6 protein-coding genes are annotated in these 16,083 nt (G+C 66.1%); 3 read left to right on the top strand and 3 right to left on the bottom strand.

Going from position 1 to position 16,083, the window contains the following annotated elements; translation table 11 throughout:
• Positions 1-53: 53 nt before the first annotated feature.
• On the top strand, positions 54-518 hold the full coding sequence (locus ABD301_RS05040) for a hypothetical protein (protein ID WP_279581315.1): 465 nt from the start codon (positions 54-56) through the stop codon (positions 516-518).
• A gap of 80 nt (positions 519-598) precedes the next feature.
• On the opposite strand, the gene ABD301_RS05035 is transcribed toward ABD301_RS05040, so the two are convergent.
• A complete protein-coding gene (locus ABD301_RS05035) occupies positions 599-1,024 on the bottom strand; it encodes a hypothetical protein (RefSeq protein ID WP_344307597.1) in 426 nt (141 codons plus the stop codon).
• 101 nt (positions 1,025-1,125) lie between these two features.
• Here ABD301_RS05035 and ABD301_RS05030 point away from each other — a divergent pair, with 101 nt between their 5' ends.
• A complete protein-coding gene (locus ABD301_RS05030) occupies positions 1,126-2,448 on the top strand; it encodes an alpha/beta hydrolase (RefSeq protein ID WP_344307595.1) in 1,323 nt (440 codons plus the stop codon).
• Positions 2,449-2,450: 2 nt separating this feature from the next.
• Here ABD301_RS05030 and valS read toward each other — a convergent pair whose 3' ends face one another.
• Positions 2,451-4,970, bottom strand: a complete 2,520-nt coding sequence (gene valS / locus ABD301_RS05025; RefSeq protein ID WP_344307593.1) for a valine--tRNA ligase — start codon at positions 4,968-4,970, stop codon at positions 2,451-2,453.
• Positions 4,971-5,029: 59 nt separating this feature from the next.
• Positions 5,030-9,187, bottom strand: a complete 4,158-nt coding sequence (locus tag ABD301_RS05020) for an RICIN domain-containing protein (protein ID WP_344307591.1) — start codon at positions 9,185-9,187, stop codon at positions 5,030-5,032.
• A 268-nt stretch (positions 9,188-9,455) separates the two neighbouring features.
• Here ABD301_RS05020 and ABD301_RS05015 point away from each other — a divergent pair, with 268 nt between their 5' ends.
• Positions 9,456-15,950, top strand: a complete 6,495-nt coding sequence (locus tag ABD301_RS05015) for an RHS repeat domain-containing protein (RefSeq protein ID WP_344307589.1) — start codon at positions 9,456-9,458, stop codon at positions 15,948-15,950.
• Positions 15,951-16,083: the final 133 nt, after the last annotated feature.

Below are 16,083 nucleotides of genomic sequence, written 5' to 3'. Positions count from 1 at the left end.
TAAGCAAGCCGCATGGCGAGTAACGGCGAGGGTGAAAGCAAGCAGGCGCGACATTGAGCGCGGCCGTGCGTGTGGTGGGTGGGTTCGTCGTCAAGAATGCCGTCACCATCGTCGATCGCTGCTTCCGCGGTCGTTTCGCTGGTTATGAGGCAGTGCTGGGTGTATACGATGCCAATATGCGTGAAGATGAGCTTGAAGATATTGAGGAGCTGTGTGGTGCGGCCAGTCCGCCACCTTGGTTCGTCAGGCAGTTAGATGATGACTGGGCGATGGGCCTTGTGGCGGTGAGCACGACACCAGACACCGGTCTTGGCGAGAGATGGCCGGAATTTGATCACGGTGAAATAATTGCCGCAACGTTGGTTCAGCAGCCGCGCTATGTTGATTCCGTTGACGGACTCTGGGACCAGAATGCGGCCTTCATCGCCATGGCGCGGGAGGCTGTGCCGCGCCTTGTGAGCGAGGTTAGGCGCCTTCGGGCTCTGCTCGCGGAGACTGATAGTCATCCATCTCGCTGAGGGTATGGGGTGCAATTCAATGTGACTGCGGAATACATTACCGGGCGCGCTGTTACGAGTAGATTGTCGAAGCTGCTGATCTAGTCAGTCTTGGGGCGGCGGAGGGTGATGAGGGCGACCGTGAGGGCGGCCAGGCGTACGGCGTTGAGGCGGTGCCAGCGGCTGACCAGGTGGGCTTGTTCGTTGGCGGAAAGAGTGTCTTCGCGGATGAGGCGGATGTTGACCGTACGGACGAGATAAGCAGTGAGGGCGACAGCGGAGGCGGTGCTGACAGCGGTGGCGACCGCCGCTGGCTTGTTGTCGCGCCATCGGTCGACCACGGTGGCGGTGGTGGCGGCGAGCATCACCGGGGCGAGGGGCGCGTAGTAGCGGACAGGGCTGCCGGGCTTGAGCAAGCCGCGGGGCGGGGCGTCGGCGAGCAGTTGGGGCATGCCGACGACCGCTTCGTAGAGGTTCCCGAAGAACCAGGCCGTCAGGCCGAACTGGGCGACGGTTCGTGACTTCATGGTGACAAGAGTACGAGACTGTCGGGTTGGCCAGGTTTGGGTGGATGCCGTACGGGTGTATGGTCTCGCGGCACATGCGCTGACTGGCTGGGGGAACAACGATGTACCTCGGGAAACACGTGGGTCTCGTACGCAACCGATGGGTGGCGGGCGCTGCCGCGGCGGCTGCGGCGCTGGCGGTGGGGGTTGTTGGCGGGACTGCGCTGGCGGCGACCGCGGCGGCCACTACCTGCAAAAACGTCGCTGTGCCGGTGACTGTGGCGGGGCAGTCCGGGTCCATCGCCGGCACCCTGTGCGTGCCACCGAAGGCGCGTACGTTGCAGCTGCTGATCAGCGGCTGGACCTACAATCGAGGTTATTTCGACGTTTCGCTGGATCCGCAGACCTATTCGTACGCGCGGGCGGCCAATAACGCGGGCTATGCGACGCTGGCGATTGACCGGCTTGGTGCGGGCGCCTCGCTGCATCCGCTCAGCCTCTTCAGTACGACCGAAGCTGACATCCGGACCGTCCACGAAGTTGTGCAGGCAGCCCGAAAAGGCAGCTTCGGCACCTCGTTCGACAAGGTGATCTCGGTCGGCCACAGCCTTGGATCGATTGTGGCGCAGGGCGAAGCCGGCATCTACGGTGACGTGGATGCGCTGGTGACGACTGGATTTTCGAGCGCTATCAACTATGCCAATGCGTACGTGGAGATCGCCGGCCGAGACCATCCGGCCGTCAGCGATCCGAAGTTCGCCAACTCCGGGTTGGACCCGCTGTTCTGGACCAGCCAGCCGGGAACCCGCAGTTTGTTCACCAACACCGCGAACACCGATCCGGCAGTGCACGCGTACGACGAAAAGACGTTGAAGGACACCGACAATCTGATTGAAGGCGTCACGCTTGCCAGTTATACGGCGACCAACGCGATCGCGAAGGTGCACGTGCCGGTGCTGGTGGTGACCGGTACGAAGGACCCGTTCTTCTGCGGCCTCAACAGCGCGGACTGTACGAGCTCGGAAACCCTGCTGCAGCATGAAAAAGAGTTCTACAACACGAGCGTGCAGGCGTACGCGGTGCCGAACACCGGGCACGACATCGAGCTGGAGCGGACCGCACCGCTCGCGAACCAACGGATGCTGCAATTCGCGGACTCGGTGGTCGGTGCGGGCTCGGGTGTACGCGGCTCGGCTCCGGGTACTCGGCCGGCGCCGGTCGCGCCGCCGTCCGGCCACCCATCAGTGCAGAACCAGGTGCTGGACGTGGCTTTCACGCAGGCCGTCAAGCCGGTGGCGGACGCGTACGCGCAGCTCAAGCAGCCAGTCCCGGGCCTGGGCGACACCACGAACCCGAACCCAGCGTCGGCGATCCTGCTGGGCAGGATCCCCGCGCTGGTGGCTCAGTTCGCACCGGCCGCGGCCCAGGCGGGCCTCGGAAACTGAGGCTATAGAGCCACTTCAAAGGAAGGCGTGTCGCCGACGGTCAGTTTCACTTCGGAAATGACCCCGGCGGACCGAAGATCGGCCACGGCCGGTGAAAGCGCCGTCAGGAAATCCTGCGGTGCGGTCACGGCCAGCACTGAAATGGGCTCCCGCATCGAGACTTGGCGGTCCGACTTTGCCTTGCGGACAGCGCCAATCGCGGTGGAGGCGGCGGCTAGCACCGCCGGCTCGGCGGCGCCGGCGAGAGCGCGAAGCTCGTCGGGGTCCGGCCAAGATGCCACATGCACCGAGCCTTCCTGACCCCACGACCACACTTCCTCAGTGACAAAAGGCAGGAAGGGCGCGAAAAGTCGGAGCAGCGTCGACAAGGTGACAGTCAGCGTGGCCTGTGCCGAACCGCTGGCGGCATCTGACCCGTACGCACGGGTTTTCACCAGCTCCAGGTAGTCGTCGCAGAAGAACCAGAAAAACTCCTCAGTGCTTTCCAGCGCCTGGGTGTAGTCGTACGCCGTCAGGGCCTGCGTGACCCGCTCGACAACGCCAGCCAGCCGGTGCAGGAGGGCGCGGTCCAGCGGCTCGGTCACCTCGCCGGCCGTGCCCAGGCTGAGCGCGAACTTGCTGGCGTTGAGGATCTTGATCGCCAGCCGGCGGCCGATTTTCATCTGCGCGGGGTCGAAAGCGGTGTCGGTGCCGAGCCGCCCCTTGGCCGCCCAGTAACGGATCGCGTCCGTGCCGTATTGCTCCAGCACGCCGATGGGAGTGGTCGCGTTGCCGACCGACTTGCTCATTTTCTTGCGGTCCGGATCCAGGATCCAGCCGGACAGCGCGACATGCCGCCAGGGCAGCGAACCCTGTTCCACGTGCGCGCGCAGCACCGACGAGAACAGCCACGTACGGATGATTTCGTGTGCCTGCGGGCGAAGATCCATCGGGAAGACCCGGCCGAACAGGTCCTCATCGACGACCCACCCGGACACCATTTGCGGGGACAGTGACGAGGTCGCCCACGTGTCCATCACGTCTGAGTCACCAATGAAACCGTCTGGTTTTCCGCGCTGCTCCTCGACAAAACCCGGCGGCACATCGCTGCTCGGGTCGACGGGCAGGCTGTCGTACGGCGGGAGCACCAGTTCGTCGCGCAGCGGCGAGCCGTCCTCGTCCAGCCGATACCACACTGGGATCGGCACGCCGAAAAACCGCTGCCGGCTGATCAGCCAGTCGCCGGCCAGGCCCTGCACCCAGTTTTCGTAGCGGGCCCGCATGTACGGCGGGTGCCACTGCAGTTCCCGCCCGCGGGCCAACAAAGCCGCGCGCAACTGCGGATCGCGGCCGCCATTGCGGATATACCACTGCCGGCTGGTGATGATTTCCAGCGGCTTATCGCCTTTTTCATAAAACTTGACGGCATGCGTGACGGTCCGCGGCTCGCCGACCAGGTCGCCGGACGCGCGCAGCATCGCCACCACCCGCTCCCGGGCGGTGTAGGCGGTCGCGCCGGCAAGTTGTTCGTACGCACCGGAATCCACGCCGGCAGGTGCCTGGGCGGCGAACCGGCCGTCCGGCCGAAACACTGTTCGCATCGGCAGGTCCAGCTCACGCCACCAGACCACGTCGGTGGTGTCGCCGAACGTACACACCATCGCGATGCCCGAGCCCTTGGCTGGATCGGCGAGGTGGTGCGCCTTCACCGGCACATCCACCCCGAACAGCGGAGTCCGCACGGTCTTCCCGAAAAGCGGCTGATAGCGCTCGTCGCTGGGATGCGCGACCAGCGCCACGCAGGCCGGCAGCAACTCCGGGCGAGTGGTCTCGATGAAGACCTTTTGCCCGTTGTCGGCGGTGAAACCGATCCGGTGGAAGGCGCCGGGACGTTCCCGGTCCTCCAACTCAGCCTGCGCGACAGCGGTCCGGAAGGTCACGTCCCACAGCGTTGGCGCCTCGGCCTGATAGGCCTCACCGCGCTGCAGGCCGAGCAGGAAAGCCCGCTGGGACAACGCTCGGGCCCGCGGCCCGATGGTCTGGTCCGTCGTCGACCAGTCGACCGACAGACCGGTCCGGCGCCATAGTTCCTCGAAGGCTTTCTCGTCGATTTCGGTCTGCCGCAGGCACAGCTCGATGAAGTTGCGCCGGGAAATCGGCAGCTGTTGTTTGCCCGGCGCGGCCGGCGGCTGGAAATCCGGATCGTACGGAATCCAGGGATCGCAGCGGACGCCGAAATGGTTCTGCACGCGCCGCTCGGTGGGCAGCCCGTTGTCGTCCCACCACATCGGATAGAACACCGCTTTGCCGCGCATCCGCCAGAATCGGGCGAAGATGTCCGGGTGAGTGTACGAGAAAACGTGCCCGACATGCAGCGAGCCACTGACCGTCGGCGGCGGGGTGTCGATGGAATAGACCTGATCCCGCGTCGCGGACCTGTCGAAGGCATATACAGCAGACTCTGCCCACCGGTGCGACCATTTCTCCTCCAGGCCGTCCAGGGACGGCTTGGCTGGCACACTGACAGGACGTAGAGGAGTCATGTCAGAACGATACTGACCCCGCCAACCGAATTTCGGCCGGCGGGGTCAGCGACGCCCTCTTACAGCTTGCGGAAGGTCCACCGCTGGCAAGGGCCGCCGTGGTAGAGCCAGGTGATCACGTCGGTGCCGCGATCGGGCAGGCAACCGGCCACATCCATCGAATAGCCGGTGCTCACCTGCGTCACGCTGTACGTCCCACCCGGACTCGGCTCGATGCGCCACAGCTGGCATTCGGAGTCACTTCGAGGCCAGGTGGCGACTTCTCCGTGGGTGAGTTTCGAGCAGCCGTCGATATCCAACGGTCGGTTGGCTCGCGGATCCGGGTCGATGATCCGGTAAACGTCGTCACCGAGGCTTTCCAACTGCCAGCCCTGACACGGGCTGCCGGCCACCCAGTCCCACATTCGTACGTCCCCGCCGCGGTCCGCCGGCGTCTCGCAGTTGGTCACGTCGAGCACCATGTCGTGGTTGGTGTCGGCCTCCACCCGATAGCGGGCGGTGCCGTTCTCGCCGAGCTGTGTCGGGTTGTACGCGGCCCGCAGGATCCACTGCTGGTTCGAGCCCTGCCCGCAGGTCATCTGCTTGACCGGCGCGGTGTCGTCCGTACGCGCGCCGTCAACGCCGATGCATTTGCCGCTGTGCGCGAATTTCAGCTGGACGACGGTGTCGTAGCTGGCACCTTCCACGTACTGGATGGTGGCCTGCTGGTTCGCGTACGGCTCACCATTGCCGCCACCACAGGGATGTTGGACGAGCTGTGCCCCGTCATCGGTGCTGGCGAAGGCAACGTCCGCGCACAGCATGTCGTGCATCGGGCGAATGCTGTACTGGTCGGTGCCGCCAATCGCGTCCAGTCGGAACCGGGCGTTCAGGTCCAGCGGCAGACACTGGTACTGAATGAAGTTAGCCATGTCCGCGGTGCTCGCGCCCAGCACGTTGAGGCATTTGCCGCTGTTGCGGTTGACCAGCTCGTAGTTCCGGTGGTCCAGGTCGAATTTCGGACCGGTGTTCGCGTCCACTTCGCCATCCCAGCCCTGCACCGAGTCCGCGAACGCTGTTCCGGTGTTGTGGAAGGTGAAAACCTGCTGATGGCCGGCCGCGCCGCCGACATAGAGCAGGGCCACATCGCCCTTGCCGTCGCCGTCGAAGTCGCCGGCCTCCACGGTCGCCTTGGACAGGTCCAGGGTGCCGCTGCGGCGCAACCAGGACGACTCGGTGAGGCTGCTTCCGTTGGAGAGGAACACATTCAGGCCGGCATCGTTGGCGCCGTACTCGTACACGGCGACGATGTCGTCCTTGCCGTCCCCGTTCACGTCGGTCACCACCGGCTTGCTCTTGTCCCAGCAGTAGTTGCCGGCGCCGGAATCATAAACCGTAGTAGCCGCACCGAAAGCGGAACCATTGGACAGGTACGCGTCCACCGCCGTACGACAACCGTCCACGTTGCGCATGCTGAGCAGGTCGGCCTTGCCGTCGCCGTTCAGGTCGGCGAGCAACGGGGTGCTTTGCGCCCAGTTGGTACCGGCCGCCGACTGTCCCCAGGTGACCGGGTTGGTGAATCCGCGCGAGGCCAGGAAAACCAGCGTTTGCCAGTTGTTGTTGGTGCCGGCGTTCTGCACGACGATGTCGGCTTTGCCGTCACCGTCCACGTCCCCGGCCACCACCCGCGCGGTGCTGAGCGGGAATCCGTTGGCCCCGCTGGTCCACACCGCCGGTGGTGCGTCGTACCGGTTGCCGTCGGACATCAGCTTGTAAAGCGAAATCTGCCGGCCAGCGCCTTCCCGGAACAACGCGATGTCGGACTTGCCGTCACCGTCGAAGTCGCCCTGCACCGGACGGGTGCGATAGAGCGCGAAACCGCCGCCCTCGCCGCTGTCCCAACCGATGTAGCCGTTCACGAAACCGGAGGTCTGGCCGGACGTGACGTTCCAGACGGTGGTACGACCGAAGCCCTGGTCCACCACCGCGGTGATGTCGGCTTTCCCGTCACCACTGGCATCCGCGCGTACGTGCCGGACCGGATGCGGGTCGCTCGGATCGTCATCGTCCAAAGCCTGCAGACTCCAGGACGGCCGGATCGCGCTCGCGTTGCCGGCCCGATCCACTGCCCGTACATAGAGCTTCTTGCTGGGAACTTCGCCTGCCGCGGGGGAAATCGTGATGGGTACGGTCGCCTTGCCGCTCGCGTCCGCCTTCACCCGCATGGTGACTTTGTCCTGCTGGAAGCCGTAAACGTATTCGGCCACATCGCTGTCGGCAGCGCTACCTGGGCTGAAGGTGACGGATCCGGTGGTACGGACGAAAAGTGTCGGCTCGCCGTCCGGGTAGTCGGCGGACTGGATCTTGGGCACGCTGGGTTTCACCGTGTCGGAGATGAAATAGCAGTCCGGCGTGGTCGGCCCATTCGCGAAACCGTCGTTGCTGAATGCGTGGTAGTGGTAAACGACGCCGTCGGAAAGGACGCCATCGGGCACCTGTGGCCAGGAGAAGGACGACTGCGACACCGTCGGCCCGACATTGCTCGTGTACGCGACCGCGCCGGCCGGATTGACGATCTGCAGGGTGGTCGTGACGTTGTCGCCGGAGTCCGGATCGTCAGCAGTGGCACCAAACTGCGGTACGTGGGTCGCGATCGCGGTGGGCGCGGTGGCCGAACCACACGGCACCGGCCGGGTCATGTTGAGGCCGCGCGGCACTCGCGGTGCGGTGTCGTAGTCGATCGCGAGCACCGCGGTGCTCGGGTTGAACTTCTTCCACTCCAGGTTCGCCGGGTCGTTTTGCGGCGCCTGGCTGGGATTCTGCGACTCGGTCGGCGCTCGCAGACCGAGCGAGATCGTGGTCGTACGGTTGTTCGCGACCGTCTGGAGGGCGTTGGTGAGCCCCTGGCTGGCGAACTCCATCGTGGTCGCCCCGTTGCGGGCCTGGCCGTTGCGGGTGTCCAGCTTGCTCAGCCAGTGCCCGGCGGTGTTGTTCCAGGTCAGCGCCACATTCGGGTCGAGGTCCTTGAGCAGGTAGAGGTCGGTCGGCCACTGCCCGCCGGACGGGCTGTAGTTCAGCGTGATCCGGAAGGTCGCCCCGCTGATCTGGCTGCCGGCGATGGTCTGGGCGCCGTTGGTGGTGGCCAGCTGGAACATCGACCGGTAGAGGTTGCCGCTGTCGTCGTACGCCCAACCGACCTTCGCGCCGCCGTCGTTGGTGTCGTAGCCCCAGTCGTTGTCGTTCGGGAACTTCGCGTTGGTGTGCAGCCAGCGGATCATGCCGCCGCTCAGCGACGGGTCGATGTAGAGCGGGAACCGGGCGGCCGGGTCCTGCAGCATCTTGGCGTCCGGACTGAGGACGAATTCAGCGGGACTCGCCACTGCCGGACCGGTGATACCGGCCTTGGTGATCTTGCCGGCGGCCAGCAGGGAGAGCCCCACCGGGGCTCGGCGCGGAGTCGCTTTGCCGCCAAGGCCAGCGGGTGCGGCCGGCGGGGTGTCCCACATCGTCGGGCTGCCGGCGGTGAAGACGGTCTTGCCGGCCGAGTCGACGGCGACCGTGGTGCCGTCCGCCTTGGCCTTGATCGTCACGCCGGTAGCGCTGATCGGGTAATGCAGCGTCTGGAGAGCGGGGTTCTGCGCGGCCGTACGATCCTTCACCACCAACAGGTGGGAGAAGCCGTCCACGTTGACCTTGATCTGCAGGTCAACGCCGGGGAACACGTTCGGGTACGTGGCGGTGTCGCCGGCCAGGGTCGGCGCCGGCAGCTTGCCCGGCCAGCCCATCCGGACCTGGGCCGACGGCGTGCCGATGGTCAGCAGCGCCGAGCTGCCGCCGCCGGAAAGCACCATCGGGGTAGTGGTCGCGGCCGGCCGGATCGTGCCGTCGGGCTGCTTGTGCAGCGTCGGGTCCGGCGCCACCCAGCCGGTGCCACGGCGTACGCGTACCGGCATGGCGTGTTGTTCCAGCGTCCTGGTGCCGTTGGGGTTCGCGAACGTCTGCGAGGTTTCGGTGCGCTGGCTGGGAATTTCCACCCGCTTGCCGCTCTGCCGGGCGGACTGGACAGCCAGCGCGTCGGGTGAGACGGACGCCGGATCCAGCGCCTTCGCGGGCGCTGGTACGGGCGCCGGCCGCTGCGGACCGGCCTGGGCGGCCGTCGCGGCGCCGAACGGAAGCGCGAGCACCATCGCCATGGCGGACAGAACTATTCGGTGACCGCGTGGGCTGGGTCGGGGCATTCTCCACCTCAAAATTCTCAGCCTGCACTCCCCGGCCGTCGGCCAGGCGAGATCACCCTCGCACTTACCGAATCGGGCCGGAATTACTGCGATCGTTGTCGAAGCTTTACCGCTGCCTGGGATACCGCGACGATCGTCGAACTAATAGCGTCGCGCTCCGCTGGCATGTGACACTCCGCCCGGATTGTCGCCGGCTTGTGGGAGATCCGTCATGCCCGCTCCACATTCGTCCTTACGTCGTCGTTTACGCCGTTTTTCGCATGCGGCTTTGACCATCTTTGTGGCGTTTTCGTTGGTCGTGTCCAGCCACGATCCAGCGGCAGCGGCCAACACGAAACCGGTTGATCCGGTCTTTCAGCCCAAGAAAGAGAAGTCGGTTCCGGTCGCGAAGGTCAAACCGAAACCGTTACCGACCGACCCCGGAGCTCAATTAGCGGTAAAGAAAACACCCACGGTGGCTTGGCCAGCAGCGGCCACCGCACAGGCTCAGGTGGCCACCTCGGTGGTGCCGGCCGCGAAGGGTTCCGCCGCCGCTCGCAAAACGTTGGCGGCGCAGGTTCCGGCCACCGGCCGGGCCGGCGACCTGCCGGTCTGGGTGACCGCGCCGGCCGCCGGCGGCAAGTTGCCAGCGGTGGCTGGGAAGGCGGCCGCTGTCGACCCGCAGGTAGTGCCTTCCTCGGTACGGGTGGAGAACCTCGGCCGCAAGGGCAACGCCCTCTGGCTGCGGGTGGCGCGTACGGACGGGGTGGAGAAGGCCGGCAAGGTCCAGCTGCAGGTCAGCTACCAGCAGTTCCGCAACGCGTTCGGCGGCGACTGGGCCAGCCGGCTGCAGCTGGTCGGGCTGCCGGCCTGCGCGGTCGCCAACCAGGCGCAGTACGAGGCCGGCAAGGCGGCGGCGGTGCCGTCGGGCTGCACGCCGACCATGTTGCCCAGCCACAACGACGGCTCCGGCGTGGTGACCGCGGACGTACCGGTGGCCGCTGACGGCGCCGCGCCGACCGCGTTCGCGTTGGCCGCCGGCCCGTCCGGTGGGGCCGGCAACTTCGGCGCGACCAGCCTGTCGCCGAGCGCGACCTGGTCGGTCGGCGGCTCGTCCGGCGACTTCAACTGGCAGTACCCGATGGAGATGCCGCCAGCGATTGGCGGCCCGTCCGCGAAGGTCTCGCTGGAGTACTCGTCCGGCGGGGTGGACGGGCGTACGAGCACCACCAACAACCAGCCGTCCTGGGTCGGTGAGGGCTTCGAGCTCACGCCTGGCGGTTCGGTCGAGCGCCGGTACGCCTCCTGCGCGCAGGACACCACCGGCAACAACGGCACCAAGGCCGTCGGCGACCAGTGCTGGAAGACCGACAACGCCACCTTCACCCTGAACGGCAAGGGCGGCGAGCTGGTCAAGGACGACAAGACCGGCGTCTGGCACATGAAGGGCGACGACGGCACCACCGTCACCCGGCTCACCGGCGCGCCCAACGGCGACGACGGTGCCGCGGCCAACGGCTCCAACCCCGGCGACAAGGGCGAGTACTGGGTCTTCACCACCAAGGACGGCACGAAGTACTACTTCGGCCTCAACCACCTGCCCGGGTACGACAGCGCGCCGAGCGACACCAAGCGGGAGACCAAGTCCACCTTCACGCTGCCGGTTTTCGGCAACAACGCGGGCGAGCCCTGCAACAAGCCCGCCTTCGCCGACTCCTCGTGCATGCAGGCGTACCGGTGGAACCTGGACTACGTCGTGGACAGGCACAACAACACGATGAGCCTGTTCTACGACACCGAGACCAACAACTACGGCCGCAACGGAACCGCGACCACCGTCAGCTCGTACACCCGGGCCGGCAACATCTCCCGGATCGACTACGGCCAGCAGGACGGCTCGGTGTTCACCAGCCCGCCGATCGGTCGGATCAACTTCACCACCGGCGAGCGCTGCATCGCCGGCAGCGCCTGCAGCTTCAGCCAGCCGACGACCTACCCGGACTCGCCGCTGGACCAGCTGTGCACCAGCACCACGAACTGCGACAACAAGTTCAACCCGACGTTCTTCACCACCAAGATGCTCACCGGGGTCACGTCTCAGGTGTGGCGCGGTACGGCGTTCGGGGACGTCGACTCGTGGACTCTGACGCACTCCTTCCGGGATCCCGGCGACGGCACCCGTGCCGGTCTCTGGCTGGACGCGATCACCAACGCTGGCCTGGTCGGCGGTGCGGTGCAGATCCCGCAGATCTCGTTCGACTCGATCCAGCTGGCCAACCGGGTGGACGCGGCCGGCGACGGACAGCCGGCAATGAAGTGGCTGCGGGTCAGCGCGGTCAAATACGGCACCGGCGGCATGCTCGCGGTCACGTACTATCCGCCGGACTGCAAGCCGGGTGACGTGCCGTCCGCGCCGGACAGCAACGCCCGCCGCTGCATGCCGATGAAGTGGACCCCGCCAGGGGAGACCGCCGAGCGCACCGACTGGTTCCACAAGTACGTGGTGCAGCAGGTCGCCGAGTCCGATCTGGTGTCCGGCACCGAGCCGGTGATCACCCAGGTCCAGTATCCGAACCCGCCGTCCTGGCGGCACGATGACGAGGACGGCCTGGTCCCGATCGGTCAGAAGACCTGGGCGCAGTGGCGCGGCTATGACCTCGTACGGACCCTCAAGGGCAACGCCGGCGGTCCGCAGACGGTCAGCGAGTCGCGGTACTTCCGTGGCATGGATGGTGACCTGAAGGCCGACGGCAGCCATAAGAGCGTGTCGATCACCGACTCGACCGGTGGCACTGCCCCCGACCAGGTCGCGCTCGCCGGCACCACCCGGGAGCAGGACACTCTCAACGGTGCACAGCTGGTCTCTCGTACGATCACCGATCCGTGGGTGTCGGCGCCGACCGCGACCAGCGTGAAGGCATGGGGTACGACCAGCGCGTACCAGACCCAGCAGGCCGGCAACCACCAGGCGGAAGGCCTGGACGGCGGGGCCGTGCGACAGAGCGCGGCCACCAACGCGTACGACGCCAACGGCGTACTGACCGCCGCGAACGACCTCAACGACGTGTCCAACCCGAACGACGACACCTGTACGCGTTTCGAATACGCCAACAACGCCAGCGCGGGCCTTGGCGAGCTGCCGACCCGTACCCAGAAGGTGTCGGTGAGCTGCGACAAGTCGTTCACCTCGGCGCAGGTGCTGTCCGACACCCGCACCTTCTACGACGGGGCGACCTCGGCCAGCACGCCACCGACCAAGGGTGACGTGACCCGTACGGACCGGCTGTCCGGCTTCAACTCGGACGGGACGCCGACCTACCAGACGGTGTCCACCGCGAAGTACGACCCGCAGGGCCGGGCCACCCAGGTCACCGACGCACTGAACAACACCACGGTGACCGCTTTCACCCCGAACGGCACCGCGCCGGTGACCAAGACGACGGTCACCCAGGCCAACGGCCAGCAGGCGGTGACCGAACTGGAACCGGCCTGGGGCAAGGAACTGGCCATCACCGACCAGGGCGGCCGGCGTACCGAGGCCACTTATGACCCGCTCGGCCGGACCACCGACGTGTGGCTGCCCGGACGCAGCGGCGCCTCCACCCCGGCCGGCGACCCGGCCGCCAAACCCGGCAAGGACATCGCCGGCAAGGCGGCCGCGGCGGACAACGCCGCCGTGCCGAACATGCATTACTCGTACCAGATCAACGCCGACGCGCCGAGCGTCGTCACCAGCTCCACGCTGCAGACCGACAACAGCATCCGTACGACGTACGAGATGTCCGACGGCCTGCTGCGTAAGCGGCAGACCCAGGAGCCGGCGCCGGGCGGCGGTCGCACGCTGACCGATGTCCGCTACGACAGCCGCGGCCTGGAAGTGAAGGACGACGGTCCGTACTACAACGACGCGCCGCCGAACACCGACGTGCTGAACCCGGACGAGTCGGTGCTACCGACCCAGAAGGTGCTCACGTACGATCTTGCCGCCCGGCCCACCGCGGAGGCCTTCCGGTCCGACGGCGAGACGAAGTGGCAGACCAACCACACCTACTCCGGGGACCACCAGACCGACGAGCCGCCGCAGGGCGACGCGCCGAGCACCAAGTTCACCAACGTCCAGGGCCAGCTCACCGAGCTGCGGGAATTCGCCGGCAGCAAGGCGACCGGCAACTACGACAAGACCAACTACACCTACACGGCGGCTGGGCAGCTCGCCAGCGTGGTCGACCCGAGCGGCAACCGGTGGGGCTTCGAATACGACATCCGCGGCCGCAAGGTCAAGGACGTTGACCCGGACCGCGGCCAGACCACGTATACGTACAACGACCTGGACCAGATGACCTCGAGTACGGACGCGCGCGGTGTCACCCTCGCGTACACGTACGACTCGATCGGCCGCAAGACCGGTGAGTTCAACGGATCGCCGACCGGCACCAAGATCGCCGAGTGGAAATACGACACGCTCGCCGACGGCACCGCCGCGCCGGGTTCGCCGACCTCGTCGACCAGGTTCGTCGACGGGAAGGCGTACACGACCCAGATCACCGGCTTCAACCCGCAGGGCAAGCCGCTCGGCGCGACCGTCACGATCCCCGACTCGGAAGGGAAACTGGCCGGCACCTACAGCACCACGGACACGTACAACGCCGATGGTGAGATCGCCTCGGCGAGTATGCCGGCAGTGGCTGGACTCGCGGCCGAAACGCTTCAATACGGCTACGACTCCGCCGACCAGCCGACCACTTTGAAGTCGGACCTGACGACGTACGTCACCGGCACGCAATACACCCCGTACGGCGAGGTTTCCCTGGTGACGCTGGGAAGCACCGGCGGCAAGTGGGTGCAGCTGGGGTACGAGTACGAGGAAGGCACTAGAAGGCTCAGCAAGGTGACGACGGACAAGCAGACGTTGCCGCGGCGGGTCAACAGCGTCGACTACGCGTACGACGCGGGTGGCAACATCACCCAGATCACCGACACGCCGTCGTCCACCAGCACCCAGCCGGTCGACACGCAGTGCTTCAACTACGACAACCTGCGTCGGCTGACCGCGGCCTGGACACCGTCCAGCAACGACTGTTCGACCGCCGCAAGCCAAAACGCGCTCGGTGGACCGGCGCCTTACTCCAACTCGTACACCTACGACCAGAGCGGAAACCGCAAGACCGCGACGCAGTCGACACCGACGGCGTCCACCACGTCGACGTACACGTATCCGGCGCCTGGCGCGCCCCGGCCGCACGGCGTCACGCAGGTCAATACCACCGGCACCGGCATGCCGTCCGGCGGCAAGACCGACACCTATTCGTACGACGCCAGTGGAAACCAGCTCACCCGCGCGCTCGCGGGCAGCGGAAACGAGGGTTACACCTGGGACGGTGACGGGAACCTGACCAAGGTCACCGGTGCCGACGGCAAGTCCACCGACTTCGTCTACGACGCCGACGGCAACCGGCTGCTGCGGCGCGACAGCACCGGCACGACGCTTTACCTAGGTGACACCGAGGCATTGCTGAAACCGGACGGCACGCTCGCCGGCACCAGGTATTACAAGCACGGCAGCCAAACCGTCGCCGTTCGTACCGGTGGGCAGCTCTACTGGCTCGGCGCGGACCAGAACGGTACGTCGAACACCGCGATCGCGGACACCGCCACCCAGGCGGTCAGCCGCCGGTTCTTCGATCCCTTCGGCAACAACCGGGGGACCGTGGCCCCGCCGGCCTGGCCCGGTCAGCGCTCGTTCGTGGGCGGTACGGCCGATCCGACCACTGGTCTGATCCATCTCGGGGCGCGCGAATACGACCCGACAATAGGTCGGTTCATCTCGGTGGACCCGGAAGCGGACTTCAAGGATCCGCAGACCCTGAACGGTTATTCGTACGCGAACAACAACCCGGTGACCTTCACCGACCCGCAGGGCACCTCCTGGTTCAGTGACATCGTCTCCACCGTCAAGAGCGTGGCCGAGACCGTCGTCACCCGGGTCGTGGACACCGTGAAGACCGCGGTCCAGGTGGTCACCCCGGTGATCAACTGGGTGAAAGACCAGGTGACCGCGGCCGTCGAAGCGGTCAAGACCTTCGTCCAGAAAACCGTCGAAGTCGTCAAACAGGTCGTCAAGACGGTGACCAAGGTCGTCAAAAAGATAGTCAAGGAAGTAAAAAAGGTCGTCCGTGAGGTCGCGAAAGTCGCCAAGAAGGTGGCCTCCGCGATCAAACAGACAGTCAAGAAAGTCGGCGCGGCAATAGGCACGGCCGCGGTCGCCGCCGGTAAGGCGGTTGCGAAAGCGGCCACGGCGGCGGCGAAATGGGCCTGGGAAAACCGAGAACAGATCCTCTACACCGCGCTGGATATCGGCCTCACCATCGCCGCCTGCGCCGGCACCGCGGGCGCCGGCTGTCTGGTAAGAGGCCTGCTCGAAGTCGCGGTCTGGACAGCCGCCGCCAGCATCCCGCTGCCGGAACTGCCCGAATCCGGCTCATCCAGCTCCGCCTCGTCCGGCGGCTACAATTTCGACGGAGTGTCCCAACAAATCGACCCCGACCGCCCCGACCCCAGTCAGTGGCAAACCGGCACAGTACAAGAACACGGTGGCAATTCCAGAGGAATGAGCGGCGCCGACCAACGAGCGGTCGACAAACACCAGGATTACAAATACAAGAACCACACTCCAGCCGGCTATGACGGGAAGATGAAACGCTTCCCCGGCGGTGGGAGCAAGGTGGCCAAGCTGGTCGGTTGGGGGCTCAACGCCCTCGACGTGATCTTCAAGATCGGCCACTAGGCCTGGATCTGTGAAGCTGGGCGGGCCGATTCCGGTCCGCCCAGCTTTGTTTGTTGGGTTCTCTCGTCACACCAGTCTCGCTGGCAGCGGTGCTCGGCGTTGAGTGCGGGACAAAACCCCACACTCGACGCCG

Origin of the sequence: Fodinicola feengrottensis (genome assembly GCF_039530045.1) — a bacterium.
Classification (GTDB): domain Bacteria; phylum Actinomycetota; class Actinomycetes; order Mycobacteriales; family HKI-0501; genus Fodinicola; species Fodinicola feengrottensis.
This window is presented reverse-complemented; position numbering and strand designations above follow the sequence as displayed.

Coding starts and splice junctions, on each gene's coding strand:
- ABD301_RS05035 (WP_344307597.1), bottom strand. CDS start 1,024: ATGAAGTCACGAACCGTCGCCCAGTTCGGCCTGACGGCCTGGTTCTTC.
- ABD301_RS05030 (WP_344307595.1), top strand. CDS start 1,126: ATGTACCTCGGGAAACACGTGGGTCTCGTACGCAACCGATGGGTGGCG.
- valS (WP_344307593.1), bottom strand. CDS start 4,970: ATGACTCCTCTACGTCCTGTCAGTGTGCCAGCCAAGCCGTCCCTGGAC.
- ABD301_RS05020 (WP_344307591.1), bottom strand. CDS start 9,187: ATGCCCCGACCCAGCCCACGCGGTCACCGAATAGTTCTGTCCGCCATG.